The organism is Stenotrophomonas sp. 28608_Sma (assembly GCF_056486185.1).
On the sequence record NZ_CM151308.1, the window covers coordinates 332,027 to 345,712 of the forward strand.

At 67.0% G+C, this 13,686-nt stretch carries 15 protein-coding genes; 10 read left to right on the forward strand and 5 right to left on the reverse strand.

The window, feature by feature from the left end; all coding sequences use genetic code 11:
• Positions 1-56 precede the first annotated feature (56 nt).
• A complete protein-coding gene (locus tag ACZLHH_RS01460) occupies positions 57-464 on the reverse strand; it encodes a hypothetical protein (protein ID WP_180845019.1) in 408 nt (135 codons plus the stop codon).
• A gap of 597 nt (positions 465-1,061) precedes the next feature.
• Between ACZLHH_RS01460 and ACZLHH_RS01465 the strand changes: the two genes are divergently transcribed.
• Complete coding sequence (locus ACZLHH_RS01465; RefSeq protein ID WP_180845020.1) at positions 1,062-1,832, forward strand: DUF3011 domain-containing protein; 771 nt, start codon at positions 1,062-1,064, stop codon at positions 1,830-1,832.
• Between the two features lie 74 nt (positions 1,833-1,906).
• Here ACZLHH_RS01465 and ACZLHH_RS01470 read toward each other — a convergent pair whose 3' ends face one another.
• Entirely contained in the window at positions 1,907-2,356 is a 450-nt protein-coding gene (locus ACZLHH_RS01470) for a hypothetical protein (RefSeq protein ID WP_180845021.1), read from the reverse strand.
• A gap of 274 nt (positions 2,357-2,630) precedes the next feature.
• On the opposite strand from ACZLHH_RS01470, the gene rocF reads away from it, so the two are divergent.
• The 3 genes from rocF to ACZLHH_RS01485 all read left to right on the forward strand — a co-directional run bounded on the left by rocF (position 2,631) and on the right by ACZLHH_RS01485 (position 4,276).
• A complete protein-coding gene (rocF, locus tag ACZLHH_RS01475) occupies positions 2,631-3,551 on the forward strand; it encodes an arginase (RefSeq protein ID WP_094001609.1) in 921 nt (306 codons plus the stop codon).
• A gap of 162 nt (positions 3,552-3,713) precedes the next feature.
• A complete protein-coding gene (locus tag ACZLHH_RS01480; protein ID WP_008266021.1) occupies positions 3,714-3,851 on the forward strand; it encodes an entericidin A/B family lipoprotein in 138 nt (45 codons plus the stop codon).
• A 203-nt stretch (positions 3,852-4,054) separates the two neighbouring features.
• Complete coding sequence (locus ACZLHH_RS01485) at positions 4,055-4,276, forward strand: CsbD family protein (protein WP_004153772.1); 222 nt, start codon at positions 4,055-4,057, stop codon at positions 4,274-4,276.
• Positions 4,277-4,349: 73 nt separating this feature from the next.
• Here ACZLHH_RS01485 and ACZLHH_RS01490 read toward each other — a convergent pair whose 3' ends face one another.
• The gene (locus ACZLHH_RS01490; RefSeq protein WP_180845022.1) at positions 4,350-5,150 is read right to left on the reverse strand and encodes a hypothetical protein; all 801 of its coding nucleotides are present in this window, start codon (positions 5,148-5,150) and stop codon (positions 4,350-4,352) included.
• Positions 5,151-5,258: 108 nt separating this feature from the next.
• Here ACZLHH_RS01490 and ACZLHH_RS01495 point away from each other — a divergent pair, with 108 nt between their 5' ends.
• The 4 genes from ACZLHH_RS01495 to ACZLHH_RS01510 all read left to right on the forward strand — a co-directional run bounded on the left by ACZLHH_RS01495 (position 5,259) and on the right by ACZLHH_RS01510 (position 9,839).
• The gene (locus tag ACZLHH_RS01495) at positions 5,259-6,551 is read left to right on the forward strand and encodes a tryptophan--tRNA ligase (protein ID WP_180845023.1); all 1,293 of its coding nucleotides are present in this window, start codon (positions 5,259-5,261) and stop codon (positions 6,549-6,551) included.
• Between the two features lie 138 nt (positions 6,552-6,689).
• Complete coding sequence (locus tag ACZLHH_RS01500; protein WP_065724234.1) at positions 6,690-6,992, forward strand: hypothetical protein; 303 nt, start codon at positions 6,690-6,692, stop codon at positions 6,990-6,992.
• A gap of 156 nt (positions 6,993-7,148) precedes the next feature.
• Complete coding sequence (locus ACZLHH_RS01505; protein ID WP_071229395.1) at positions 7,149-8,081, forward strand: MBL fold metallo-hydrolase; 933 nt, start codon at positions 7,149-7,151, stop codon at positions 8,079-8,081.
• Between the two features lie 105 nt (positions 8,082-8,186).
• Complete coding sequence (locus ACZLHH_RS01510; RefSeq protein ID WP_071229394.1) at positions 8,187-9,839, forward strand: M28 family metallopeptidase; 1,653 nt, start codon at positions 8,187-8,189, stop codon at positions 9,837-9,839.
• Positions 9,840-9,951: 112 nt separating this feature from the next.
• On the opposite strand, the gene ACZLHH_RS01515 is transcribed toward ACZLHH_RS01510, so the two are convergent.
• The gene (locus ACZLHH_RS01515; RefSeq protein ID WP_071229393.1) at positions 9,952-10,251 is read right to left on the reverse strand and encodes a hypothetical protein; all 300 of its coding nucleotides are present in this window, start codon (positions 10,249-10,251) and stop codon (positions 9,952-9,954) included.
• 67 nt (positions 10,252-10,318) lie between these two features.
• A complete protein-coding gene (locus tag ACZLHH_RS01520) occupies positions 10,319-11,653 on the reverse strand; it encodes an MFS transporter (RefSeq protein WP_071229392.1) in 1,335 nt (444 codons plus the stop codon).
• A gap of 223 nt (positions 11,654-11,876) precedes the next feature.
• Here ACZLHH_RS01520 and yedA point away from each other — a divergent pair, with 223 nt between their 5' ends.
• Both yedA and rarD read left to right on the forward strand, forming a co-directional pair.
• Positions 11,877-12,782 carry a drug/metabolite exporter YedA gene (gene yedA / locus ACZLHH_RS01525; RefSeq protein ID WP_032128174.1) on the forward strand — a complete coding sequence of 302 codons (906 nt, stop codon included), beginning with the start codon at positions 11,877-11,879 and terminating at the stop codon, positions 12,780-12,782.
• Positions 12,779-13,675 carry an EamA family transporter RarD gene (gene rarD, locus ACZLHH_RS01530; RefSeq protein WP_032128173.1) on the forward strand — a complete coding sequence of 299 codons (897 nt, stop codon included), beginning with the start codon at positions 12,779-12,781 and terminating at the stop codon, positions 13,673-13,675. Before yedA ends, rarD begins: the two co-directional genes overlap by 4 nt.
• The last annotated feature ends 11 nt before the right edge of the window (positions 13,676-13,686 follow it).

Below are 13,686 nucleotides of genomic sequence, written 5' to 3' on the forward strand. Positions count from 1 at the left end.
ATGGCTGGGGGCGTGGCGTTATAAGGCTGCACGCTGGGGATCTCAACGTTCCGCATTTACTGAGCCCCGCCCACCTGCAACGCCACATACTCCGCCAGCCCCCGGCAGGCCAGCATCAGCCCTTCGCGCGAGCCATCGCCGATGTCGTCTTTCTCTTCCCCGTCCACGCGCACACGCTCGGCGGCGTGATACAGCTCCAGCAGCGACACCAGGCCCACCGCGGCGCGATCCCGGCGAGCGGCGGCCACGGCCTGGCCGGGTGTGCTGGCCGGCCCTTGCCACGGCTGTCCGTCGGCGGCATCACCGGCGCGGATACGCTGCAGGCAGCCGGGAAGATTGATCGGCGCGGGTGCCTCGTTTGCAGCGGCGAAAGCGGCTTCCAACGGCTGCGCCAGTTCGGGCGGCAGGCGCAGGGCGGCCTCGCCCAGTGTGGCGGTCAGGTATGGGTGGTGGGGCTTGGGCATGCGGGCATCCTCGTGCGGAACAGAGGTGCCACCGGAGAAGGGTGGCGGGCGATACGTGGTTTCCAATCCCGGGACTGAATGAGCCGGTGGGCACGAGGCCCCCACGCACCGCCCGCCGTCGATCGGCGAACGGATTGCCAGCCGGCGCCGCTCTTGAGAAGACGGCGCCGGCTGGCAAGCGTATACAGCTTTCAGTCTTCGGGTTGGAAATCCCGGCCACCCCGCTGAAGGTGGCAATTCATCATGTGCACGCGAAATCACCGCCTGCCAGTCGTTTGTTTCGATGACATCGGATGATCTGAGAGGAAAAATGAATTATCGCGTTTGGCCCGTTTCGAGCAGCGCAATGCCAGAGGCGACATATCGCGCATTGCCGTGATCCACGATAAATCAGGCCGTGCCATCGCTCTCGCACTGGCCATGGCGGGCCACGGTGTAAAGCTGGCTTAACCAGCCCGGCGGCGCTTCAGGACCACCCTACCAGACCTGAATCCCCATGCGCGGCACCCGGTTCTTGATATTCCTCACGGAAAGCCCCCCACGCCCCATCGCATACTGCCACCACAGGCCCACCCCGGGCCCCTTCGGGATCCGATCATGCGTCGCCACGCCCTGCCGCTCACCGCCGCACTGTTGTCCACCGTTTTCGTGGCCCCGGCCATGGCCGCGGTGCCGTTCTTCAACGCCAGCTGCCCGGGCGGCATCGACGTGCACGCCGACGAAGGCGGCCCGGTCTACGTGCAGGGCCGCGAGGCCACGCTGAAACGTTTCAACGACCGCTATTTCGAAGCACGCGATGCCAACAGTGGCATCACATTGTCGATCAGCAGCAGCGACGACGGCACGCCGCAGATCAGCTACACCGGCCGTGGCGGCGCCAATGGCATCTGCCAGGTCAGTGCCAGCGGAACGCCCGCGCGGGAAGAGCATCGCGACCGCCGTCGCCACGATGACGACAACGATGCGGCGTTGCCGCGCGAGGTGACCTGCGAATCCACCGACCAGCAGCAGGTGTCGTGCGACATGGATACGCGCGGCAACGTGGAGGTGGTGCGCCAGCTGAGCCACACCCGCTGCGAAGAGGGCAGGAACTGGGGCCTGTCGCGGCACTCGGTATGGGTGAACGGCGGGTGCCGTGCGGTGTTCCGCAATGTGTCCAAGGTGGCGTACAGCGCACCGGCGGGTGATACCGCACTGGGCTCCTGCAATATGCGCAAGGGCGCGCAGGGCACGCTGGTGACACAGATGCCGGTAGGCAGCGATTACCAGGAACTGATCATTGATTATCCCGATGGTCGTTTCCTGTGCATGATGCGCAACAACGGCCAGGTGCAGAGCCTGACGCCGGTTCGCCGCCGCGGCGGTTGAGATGCCGCGGGGACGAACCCGCCGTCGGCCGCGTGTTCGAAGGGGGCAATGCGGCGTGCGTTGCCCCTGTTTCGTTACTGCTGGTTTACCGGGTCATTGCCCTTCTTGTAGGTGTACCCAGTGACTTCCCAGCTGCCGCCATGGCCGGAGGAGGGTTCCACCCAGGTGAACTCCCATGTCTGCAGGGAGCCATCGGGAAGCAGGTTTTCCACCCGGTAGATCTCACCGGGAATGCCCTGCTCCGGCAGCTTGCCGGGAATCGATCCGTCCGAGCGTGCAGATGCGCCCCCGACGGAGAACGCCCGCCGTTCCACGTGTACGTTGCCGTAGCCCTGCGGGGCGAACGTCGGCTTTACACGCTGCGCCACCCAGTCGAGCACCTGGCGTGCGCCTTGCGTGTGCATTGCAAACGCATCGGAGGTCACCGTATGGGTGATGCGCTGCGAGGACGCGCTGGCATCTGCCGCAACCAGTCCGCCCAGGGCAATTGCCAGCACCGCCAATCCATTCAGTACATGTTTCATACGCGTCGATTTCCTTTATCGGGGAATTGAAGAGGCACCGTTTGGGGTGCCGATGCAGGGTGCAGGCAATGGCGGCCTTGGATAAGAGGCGATACCGACCTGGATGTGAGGCGTGTCAAGGAAGGCCGGATTCCTTACGAACAAGTGCCGGGATGCCTGACCAGGAACGTCAGCGTGGCCCCGGTGTTCTGGATCACCGACTGCTGCACCGCCGCGAGTGGTGTCACACAGCTCTGGCTAGACTGTGCTTCTTTTTCCCCCGCAGGAGGCACCCATGGCCCATCCCATTTCCGTATCCCTGATTGGCGTTCCCACCGATGTGGGTGCGGGCCATCGTGGTGCCCGGCTTGGCCCGGAAGCGCTGCGCGTGGCGGGCCTGCCGGAGGCGCTGGAGGCGCGCGGCGTAGACGTGCGCGACCTGGGCAACCTGGATGGCCCGCGCAACCCGTGGACCGCGCCGGTGGAAGGCTACCGCCACCTGGATGAAGTGGTGGCGTGGAACCATGCGCTGATGGAAGCCAGCTATGCCGAACTGCAGGCCGGCCGCATGCCGATCATGCTCGGCGGCGACCACTGCCTGGGCATCGGTTCGATCACCGCCGTTGCCCGCTGGTGCCGCGAGCAGGGCAAGACCCTGCGCGTGCTGTGGCTGGATGCCCATTCGGATTTCAACACCAGCGACGTGACCCCGTCGGGCAACATCCACGGCATGCCGGTGGCCTGCCTGTGCGGCCTCGGCCCGGATGCGTTGACCCGCCTCGGCGGCACCGTGCCGGCGATCACCCCGGCGCAGATGCACCAGATCGGCATCCGTTCGGTGGACCCGGACGAGAAGCGCCTGATCAAGACCCACAAGGTGGATGTCTATGACATGCGCTACATCGACGAGAACGGCATGAAGCGCACCGTAGAAGCAGCGCTGGCAGGCATCGACGAGAACACCCATCTGCATGTCAGCTTCGATGTGGACTTCCTCGACCCCAGCATCGCGCCGGGCGTGGGCACCACTGTGCCGGGCGGGGTGAACTACCGCGAGGCGCAGCTGGTGATGGAGATGATCGCCGACACCGGGCGCATGGGTTCGCTGGACATCGTCGAGCTCAACCCCTTGCTGGACAAGCAGAATGCCACCGCCGAACTGGCCGTGGACCTGGTCGAAAGCCTGTTCGGCAAGTCCACCCTGATGCGTGACTGACGGCGCCGCCTGAACGGATCTGTGATCCGTTCACGCCCGCTCCACGCCACTGCCGCCAGATTGCACTTCACGCGGCGGTGGTGGGCATTGGCCTTCTCCCGCCGAGCGAAAGAATCCCATCCGCGAATGAAGCGGTGTAGCGGCAAACCCAAGGAGAAGCCCATGAAGCGCGTAGTTGCCCTGATGCTGTTGTCGATGTTCTCGGTGGCCCTGCTGGCCGGCTGCAACACCATTGCCGGTGCCGGCAAGGACGTGCAGAAGGCGGGCGAGAAGGTCGAGGACACCGCGAAGGGCCGTTGAGCCCTGCACGGAACGGAAAGAGAAAAGGCCGGGGATTTCCCCGGCCTTTTTTTGCGCGTGCTTTTCGCTGCGTGCTGTCGAAGCGGAGTGAACCATTCAAGCAGGTGAGCATCTATTTCATTGCCGGTTGACCGGTATTCAACAGCTGCTGCGCGAAGCTGGAGCCACGGTAAGAACGCCGTTGCAACCAAGGACTCCCAGCAATGAACAAAGACATCATTTCCGGCAAGTGGTCGCAGCTGAAGGGCAAGGCCCAGGCCAAGTGGGGCGATCTGACCAACGACGATTTCGATGTGGCCGAGGGCAATGCCGAGTATCTGGCCGGTCGCCTGCAGGAACGTTATGGCTGGGCCAAGGACCGCGCGGAGAAGGAAGTGCGTGAGTTCCAGGACGCCGTGAGCAAGGACTACCCGGACTACAAGTAAGCACTTCGGTTTCCCCCACAACACAACGCCCGCACCGAGAGGTTGCGGGCGTTGTGTTGTCTGGGCGGGACGATCAGCTCGCCGGCGGGTCCGGCACGTAGCGGTTGGGGAAGGCCTGTGGTTCGCGCGGCAGGCGCGACGGCGAATCCACCAGGATGCCGCGTGCGCGCAGGTTGCGGGCGCTGTCGTAACGCAGCTGCAGTACCTGTGCGGGGCTGCGGCTGGCGCGTTCGAAGTCGGTATCGCGCACCGAAGACTGCTCGCGTGCACCGTGGCCGGTGCCCAGCGCTGGCGCCTGCGACTTGCTGGCGTAGCCCTCGATGCGGCTGCTGCTGGCGCTGGCATCGGCCGATGCTTCCGCCGCCGGGGCTGGCAGCGGCAGGCCACGGCGCAGGATCGGATCCGGACGCCAGCGGCGCGCTTCCTCGAACACCGCTACGCCCACCACGCCGATGTTGTCCGGGCGGCCGGTGCGGCTGGCATAACTGCCGCTGGGGCTGCTGAACACGAACTGCGCCACTTCGTCCTGGCTCTTGCGCCAGCCGGTGATGTCGGCGCGCTGGCCGGGATTGAGCACGTAGCCGGTCTGCGAAGGATCGGCATCTTCGCCGGAGATGGCGTTGACGCCGTCTACCGACAGCACCACCAGCACCCGGCGCGGGCTGTCGTTGTACAGGCGCACGGCGTAGCGGTGGCCGCGCTCGCCGGCCACCCAGCGCTGGCCCTCGGCGGGGTAGCTGCGCAGTTCGGTGCCGCGGTCGCGGTCGACCAGGGCCATGCGCACGGGGCCGCCGTCGTACACCGGCGGCGGCATCGGGGCCGGGCGGAAGCCGGCCAAGGGCAGGATCAGCAGCAGGGGCAGCAGGCGTTTCATCGGGCGTCTCCAGCGGGGTTGCGTGAATGAACGCGCCGCAGGCCCTGACGGGGTTGGTGGCGTGCAAGGTAAACTGGCCCCGTTCATCGAAGGTTACCCCACGCAGTCATGACGACCCGAGTCCTTACCGGCATCACCCCCTCCGGCACGCCCCACCTGGGCAACTACGTTGGCGCCATCCGTCCGGCCATCGCGGCCAGCCGCGCGCCGGGGATCGAGAGCTTCTTCTTCCTGGCCGACCTGCACAGCCTGATCAAGTCGCAGGACCCGCAGCGCACCCAGCGCGCGACCCTGGAGATCGCGGCCAGCTGGCTGGCCTGCGGCCTGGACCCGGAACACGTGTGGTTCTACCGCCAGAGCGACATCCGCGAGACCACCGAGCTGATGTGGTTCCTGACCGCCATCGCCAGCAAGGGCATCCTCAACCGCGCGCACGCCTACAAGGCGGCCGTGGACAAGAACCGCGAGGAAGGCGTGGACGAGGACGCAGGCGTCAGCGCCGGCCTGTTCATGTACCCGGTGCTGATGGCCGCCGACATCCTGATCTTCAAGGCCAACCAGGTGCCGGTGGGCCGTGACCAGATCCAGCACATCGAGATGGCGCGTGATTTCGCCCAGCGCTTCAACCACGTGTACGGCAAGGAGTACTTCCCGCTGCCGGACGTGGTGATCGACGAGCAGGTGGCGACGCTGGCGGGCCTGGATGGCCGCAAGATGAGCAAGAGCTACCACAACACCATTCCGCTGTTCGTGCCGCGCGAGGAGCTGAAGAAGCTGGTGTTCTCGATCCTGACCGACTCGCGTGCACCAGGCGAGCCGAAGGACACCGAGGGCTCGGCGCTGTTCCAGATGTACCAGGCGTTCGCCACCCCGGAACAGACCGCGGAATTCGCCAACGCGTTCGCCGCGGGCATCAGCTGGGGCGATGCCAAGCAGCAGCTGTTCGAGCGCATCGACAGCGAGCTGTCGCCGCTGCGCGAGCGCTACAACGCGCTGATGGCCGAGCCGGAGAAGATCGAGGCGCTGCTCAAGCGCCGTGGCCAGCAGCTGCGCGAGCAGCTGGCGGCACCGCTGCTGGACGAGCTGCGCCATGCGGTCGGCCTGCGTGATCTGTCCAGCGCGGGCGATATCGCCAGCGAGGATGCCGGCGTGGCCCGCGTGGCACCGCCGCTGTTCAAGCAGTACCGTGAAAAGGATGGCCGCTTCTACTTCAAGCTGACCGCTGGTGACGGCACGCTGCTGATCCAGAGCGAAGGCTTCGATTCGCCGCGCGATGCGGGCCAGCTGATCGCGGTGATCAAGCAGGCCGAGCAGGGCGACCAGCTGCAGAGCGAGCTGTTCAAGCTGGACGCCGAGGTAGACGCCGTGCTGGCTGCCCTGGCCGTGCTGCGCGAAGCGTAAGGGGTAGTGCCGGCCGCTGGCCGGCAACTGCACGTTCCCCAGGCTCCCGGAAATGCCGGCCAGCGGCCGGCACTACCCGTGAACGAAGGTCATGGCATGATGTCCGCGCGCCTCCGGCGCGATGACATGGAGTCTGCGATGGCCTGGTTGTCGCTGCTGCTGTTCCTGCCCTGGTTCCTGCTGCTGGGCAGCCTGTACTGGCTGTTCCCGCGCCAGCCGCGCACCGCGCGGCGGCGCCTGTTCGACAGCACCACCCTGGTGCTCGCATTCGCGCTGAGCATCGTGTCGATGCTGTGGGGCTACCGCATTGGCGTGGTGCAGCCGGGCGCGGGCCCGATCTGGCCGCAGGTGCTGGCGGTGCTGTACGCCTACGGCGCGTTCCTGGCGGTGCTGGTGTTGGCCCTGTTGCTGCGGCCGCGGTTCGCATTGCGCTCCGGCTGATCGGTAGTGCCGGCCGCTGGCCGGCACATGCATTCTCCTGGCTATCCCGAGGTTGCCGGCCAGCGGCCGGCACTACCCGACCAAAGCCGCATCGAACCCGGGCCGCCTGCGCGCCTACCATGGGGGTCTGTTCCCGATCCTGCCAGGTGCGTGCCGATGACCGCCGACCCCAGCATCCACACCATCGATACCGGTTTCCAGCGCCCGGATTTCGACGCGGCTTACCTGATCGTTGAGAACGGCCGCGCTGCGTTCGTCGACTGCGGCACCGGCCTGTCGGTGCCGGCGATGCTGCAGGCGCTGGCGGATGCCGGCCTGGGCGTGGAGGCGGTGGACTGGCTGCTGCTCACCCACGTGCATCTGGATCATGCAGGCGGTGCAGGCCTGCTGATGCAGCAGTTGCCGAATGCGAAGGCGGTGCTGCACCCGCGCGGTGCGCCGCACATGATCGATCCGACCCGCCTGATCGCGGGTGCCACGGCGGTGTATGGCGCCGAAGAGATCGCGCGCAGCTATGGTCGCATCGAGGCGATTCCGGAGCACCGTGTGGTGGCGGCCGAAGACGGCCACCGCATCGATCTGGCCGGCCGCGAGCTGGTGCTGCTACATACCCCGGGCCACGCGCTGCACCACTACTGCGTGTGGGATGCGCGCAGCCGCAGCTGGTTCACCGGCGATACGTTCGGCATCTCCTACCGCGAGCTGGATAGTGCGCAGGGTGCTTTCATCTTCCCCACCTCATCGCCGGTGCAGTTCGATCCGGAGGCGATGAAGGCCTCGATCCGGCGCATGCTCGATTACGCGCCGCAGGCGATGTACCTGACCCACTACGGTCGTGTGGAACAGGTGGAGAAACTGGCCGATGACCTGTTCGAGCAGATCGATGCGATGGCCGCCATCGGCCGCCAGTGCGATGGCCGACCGGACCGCCACCGCTGCCTGCTGGCCGCACTGCAGGCGCTGTACCTGGAACGTGCACAGCTGCATGGCTGTGCGCTGGACGATGCGGCGGTGACTGCGGTGCTGGCGATGGACATCGAACTCAACGCGCAGGGCCTGGCCTGCTGGCTGGACCGCATCAGCAGGTAGATCCACGTCATGCGTGGATGACGTGGACCCAGGCTGCGCCGTGATGTCACGACCACGTTACACTCTGGTGACTTCCAAGCTAGCCGTGGTACTGCCGTGAATCCGATGCGCGTGTTGCTGCTGTCGTCCTGCCTGTTTGTCGGTGGCCTGGCCCATGCGGCCAACGACCTGCCCGGCGGCGGTATCGATCCGCAGGCACTATCGCGCCACGTGCATGTGCTGGCATCGGATGAATTCGAGGGCCGCGCGCCGGCCACCGAGGGCGAAGAGCGCACGGTGCAGTACCTGATCGAGCAGTTCCGCAGCTACGGCCTGCAGCCGGGTGGCGTGGATGGCAGCTGGGTGCAGCCGGTGCCGCTGGTGCGCGCACAGCTGGAGGGCGCGGCCAAGGCCAGCCTGTCGCTGAAGCAGGGCAAGCGCGCGCTGGCCAACGGCGTGGACGTGACCCTGCAGAGCCTGCAGCCGCGTAAGCGCGTGCAGATCAAGGATGCGCCGCTGGTGTTCGTCGGCTACGGCATCGACGCGCCGGAACGCCAGTGGAACGACTACAAGGACGTGGACCTGCACGGCAAGATCGCCGTCGTGCTGATCAACGACGCCGATTTCGAAGCCGATGCGCCGGGCGCGTTCGACGGCAAGGCGGTGACCTACTACGGCCGCTGGACCTACAAGTTCGAGGAAGCCGCGCGCCGTGGCGCCGAGGGCGTGTTGATCGTGCACGAGACCGCACCGGCCGCCTATGGCTGGGCCACGGTGAAGAGCTCGGGCACTTCGCCGCTGTTCGACATCGAGCGCGGCCAGGCCGAGGCGATGGCCCAGCACACCCCGCTGCGTGGCTGGATGCAGCGCGAACTGGCCGAGGCGATCTTCGCCGACGCCGGCCTCGACTTCGATGCCGAGAAGCGCAAGTCGATGCGCGCCGACTTCCGTCCGGTGGCGCTGGACAACGCGAAGCTGAGCGTTGATTTCGCGCTCAAGCGCGAGCAGGTGGTGACCCGCAACGTGGTGGCCAAGCTGCCCGGTGGCGAGCATGCCGACGAGGCGGTGATCTTCTCGGCGCACTGGGATGCCTTTGGTATCGGCCAGGCCGACGCCAAGGGTGACCGCATCCGCCGCGGTGCGATCGACAACGCCACCGGTGTGGCCACCGTGCTGGAACTGGGCCGGGTGTTCGCCGCCGGCCCGCAGCCGCAGCGCACGCTGTACTTCGTGGCTCTCACCGCCGAAGAGAAGGGCCTGCTGGGTGCCAGCTACTACGCCGCGCACCCGCTGGCGCCACTGGACAAGACCGCCGCAGTACTGAACATCGAGATGTTCAGCCCGGATGGTGCGACCCGTGACATCGCGTCGTGGGGCAAGGGCCGGGTCTCGCTGGAAGGTGACCTGGAACGCGTGGCCAAGGCCCGCGGCCGCAGCTACAGCCCGGACCCGAATCTGGAAGCCGGCTTCTTCTACCGTGCCGACCACTTCGCCTTCGCCCGCCTGGGCGTGCCGGCGATCACCATCGGCCCGGGCCTGGACAAGCTGGACGGCGGCGTTGAAGCCGGCCGCGCGCTGCGCGAGAAGTACTTCGCCGACTGCTACCACCAGGCCTGCGATGCGTGGACCCCGAGCTGGGACCCGAGCGGCCATGCCGCCGACACCCTGCTGGTCTACGACCTGGGCGCCGAGCTGGCCAACAGCCGCCGCTGGCCGACGTGGGAAAAGGAATCGGAGTTCCGCGGCGCGCGCGACAAGAGCGAAGCGGCCCGCCGTTGAGGTAGTGCCGGCCGCTGGCCGGCAACTCCCTGCTCTTTCCGGAGGTTCATGAGGTTGCCGGCCAGCGGCCGGCACTACCGAAAGAGGTGGCGTTGCCGGCCAGCGGCCGGCACTACCTGCGCCGGCGCAGCAGCTTCCACGCGCCCCAGCCACTGGCGGCGAGCGCTGCCAGATAGCACGCCACCATCGTGCGCAGTCCAACCGGCGACCCTGCATTGATGCCGCGATGCAGGCGCAGTTGCAGCGAGCTGTGGCCGCTGCCCAGGTCCACCGCCAGCTGCAGCGCCAGCGCGGCGCAGAACACCAGCAGGGCAATCCCGAATCCGATGCGCGGCCACGCGGCCTGCGCGTTGGGGCGGCGCAGCAGCCAGGCCAATGCCGTGGCTGCGGCCAGCGTCGCCGCGATCCACATCAATGGCGTGGCGGGAGACGCAGCGGCCACCGGCAGTGCACCGGTGGCCGCGATCAGGGCAACGCGCTTACTTGCGGGTGCCGTCGAGCCAGTTCGGGCCCTTGTTGGTAAGGAAGAACACATAGACCACCAACGATACCGCGATCGTCGCGGTCACGTAGATGGCGAACCAGTCGACGTGGCCGGTCTTCAGCGCGCCCTGGTACAGCAGCGGGGCGGTGCCGCCGAACAGCGAGTTGGCCAGCGCATAGCCCAGGCCCACGCCCAGTGCACGCACGTGGGTGGGGAACAGCTCGGCCTTCACCACCGCGTTGATCGAGGTGTAGCCGGTGAGGATGACGAACGCCAGCGCCAGGGTCAGGAAGGCCAGGGTGGCGTCATGCTGGTGCGGCAGCTGGGTGATCAGGTACCAGCTGTACAGCACGCCGCCGACGCCGAAGAACACCAGCAGGGTCTTGCGGCCGATGATGTCCGACAGCCAGCCGCCGACCGGCTGCAGCACCATCAGGAACGCCAGCACGCCCAGGTTGATCAGCGTGCCGGTCATCGGATCGTTGCCGGCGAAGGCGCTCTGGATCATCTTCGGGCCGTTCACCGAGTAGGTGTAGAAGGCCACGGTGCCGCCAGCGGTGATCAGGAAGCAGAGCAGCAGCGGCCGCCACTGGTGCACGAACAACTCGTACATCGAACCGGACTTCTTTGCCTTGCCCTCGCGCGCGGCCTCGATGGACGACTCCGACAGCGACTCGTCCATGCCACGGCGCAGCCAGAACACCACCACCGCGGCGATGCCGCCGATGCCGAAGGCGATGCGCCAGCCCCACTCGGAGATCTCCGGCTTGCCCCAGAAGGTCAGCATCAGCAGCAGGGTCAGCTGGGCCAGCACGTGGCCGCCGACCAGGGTGACGTAGTGGAAGGAGGACAGGAAGCCGCGACGGCCGGGAATGGCGGCCTCGGACATGTAGGTGGCGCTGGCGCCGTACTCGCCGCCGGTGGCAAAGCCCTGCAGCAGGCGCGCGAACAGCAGGATGACTGCGGCCCAGATGCCGATGCTGGCGGCGGTGGGGGTGATGGCGATCAGGAACGAGCACAGCGCCATCAGCGTGACCGAGACGGTCAGTGCCAGGCGGCGGCCATGGCGGTCGGCGAAGCGGCCGAAGAACCAGGCACCGATCGGGCGCATCAGGAACGTGGCGGCGAAGATCGCCCACACGTACATCGTGGAGTTCTTGTCGTCCGGCGAGAAGAACTGCGATTCGAAGTACACGGCGAACACCGAGTACACGTAGACGTCATACCACTCCACCAGGTTGCCGGCGGAGCCTTTGAGGGTGTTGGAGATCGACCTGCGCAGGGCAGCGCGGTCGTTCGCGGGTACGGCAGGTTGGGACGTGGTGCTCATCTGGGTGGGAATCCTCGATGCGGCGCGTCCGTGCGCAGGGAAAACGGCGCACGGCCTTGGGGCGGCGCGGCCGGGCAGCCCTCTTGGTACTGCATCGGCCGTCAACACGGGGTAGCAGACCAGAGCAGGGTGCATGGATGGATGACAGCGTGCCACCGTATGGGGTCCCGGACCATACTCAAAACGTCCTAGAATCCGCCTTCCCCCGGCTCCCTGGTGTGTCATGTCGGCTCCCCCCTCTTCGTCTGCGGCTGCCCCCCGGGGTGGCCTTGTCGCGCTGGCTCTGCTGCTGGTCTACGTGGTCTGGGGCTCGACCTACCTGGGCATCGCCAAGGCCCTGCACGGCGGCGCGCTACCGCTGACGATGGTCTCCGGCAGCCGCTTCATCATTGCCGGTGGCCTGATGTTCCTGGCCTTGCGCCTGTTCTGGAAGATGCCGAACCCGACCCTGCGGCAGTGGCGCAACCTGGTCATCATGGGCGTGACCATGCTGGTGCTGGGCAACGGCATGGTGGTGCTGGCCGAGCGTGAGGTGTCCTCGGGCCTGGCCGCCACCGCAGTGGCCTCGGTGCCGCTGTGGATGGCGCTGTTCTCGGCGCTGCGCGGCCAGCACGCCAGCCGTGGCGAATGGCTGGGCATCGCCATCGGCTTCCTGGGCGTGGTCTGGCTCAACGCCGGCAGCAGCCTGACGGCCTCGCCGACCGGGCTGGTGCTGCTGCTGATCGCGCCGATCGGCTGGGCCTTCGGTTCGGTGTGGGCGCGTGGGCTGGACCTGCCGGGCCCGTTCATGACCGCTGCCGGGCAGATGCTCTGCGGCGGCGTGCTGCTGGTGCTGATCGGCCTGGCGGTAGGCGAGCGCCCGACCACGCTGCCCGATACCGGTGGCCTGCTGGCGATGGCCTACCTGTGCGTGTTCGGCTCCATCGTCGCGTTCACCGCCTACGTGTGGCTGCTGCAGAACGTGCGCCCCGCGCTGGCGGGCAGCTACGCGTACGTCAATCCGGTGATCGCGGTGCTGCTGGGCGCACTGCTCAACGGTGAGCGTTTCGGCTGGCGCGACCTGTTGGCGATGGTGGTGATTCTTCTGGGTGTGGTGGTGCTGACGATGGCAAGGACGAGAAAGAAATGAGCATGGATGAGAAAGAACAACGCCGGGGCCTGCTGGTCACCGCGTCCACCTTCGTGATCTGGGGCCTGGTGCCGGTGTACTGGCACCTGCTCAACGAGGTGCCCTCGTTCCAGATCATCGCCCACCGCATCATCTGGAGCACCGTGCTGGTGCTGGGCTGGCTGCTGATCAGCTCGCGCCTGGGCTGGTGGCAGAAGATCGCCGCGCAGCCGCGTGCGCTGCCGATCCTGCTGGTGTCGAGCCTGACCATCGCCTTCAACTGGGGCCTGTACATCTGGGCGGTCAACGCCGGCCATGTCATCGAGACCAGCCTGGGCTACTTCATCAACCCGCTGGTGAACGTGCTGCTGGGCGTGCTGGTGCTGAAGGAACGCCTGCGCCGCCTGCAGTGGGTGGCGGTGGCAATGGCGGCGGTGGGCGTGGCCTGGCTGACCATCGACGCCGGTACACCGCCGTGGATCGCGCTGGGCCTGGCCTGTTCGTTCGGCCTGTATGGCCTGTTGCGCAAGCTGGTTTCGGTCGACCCGGTGGCCGGCCTGGGCGTGGAAAGCATGTACCTGTTCCTGCCGGCGCTGGCCTTCGCGATCTGGGCCGAGAACGGCCATGGCGGCGCGTTCTTCCATGGCTGGGGCTGGCGCAACGACCTGCTGCTGATCTTCGGCGGCGCAGTCACCGCCGTGCCGCTGATCGGCTTCGCCTACGGCGTGAAGCGCATTCCGCTGTCGCTGGTCGGCATCCTGCAGTACATCGCGCCGAGCCTGCAGCTGCTGCTGGGTGTGTTCTTCTTCCACGAAGCGTTCGACACCGCCAAGGCGATCGGCTTTGCCGCGATCTGGGCCGGCCTGGTGCTGTTCGTCGGCGACAACATCCGCACGATGCGCGCCAAGCGCTAGCGCCGCGTCCG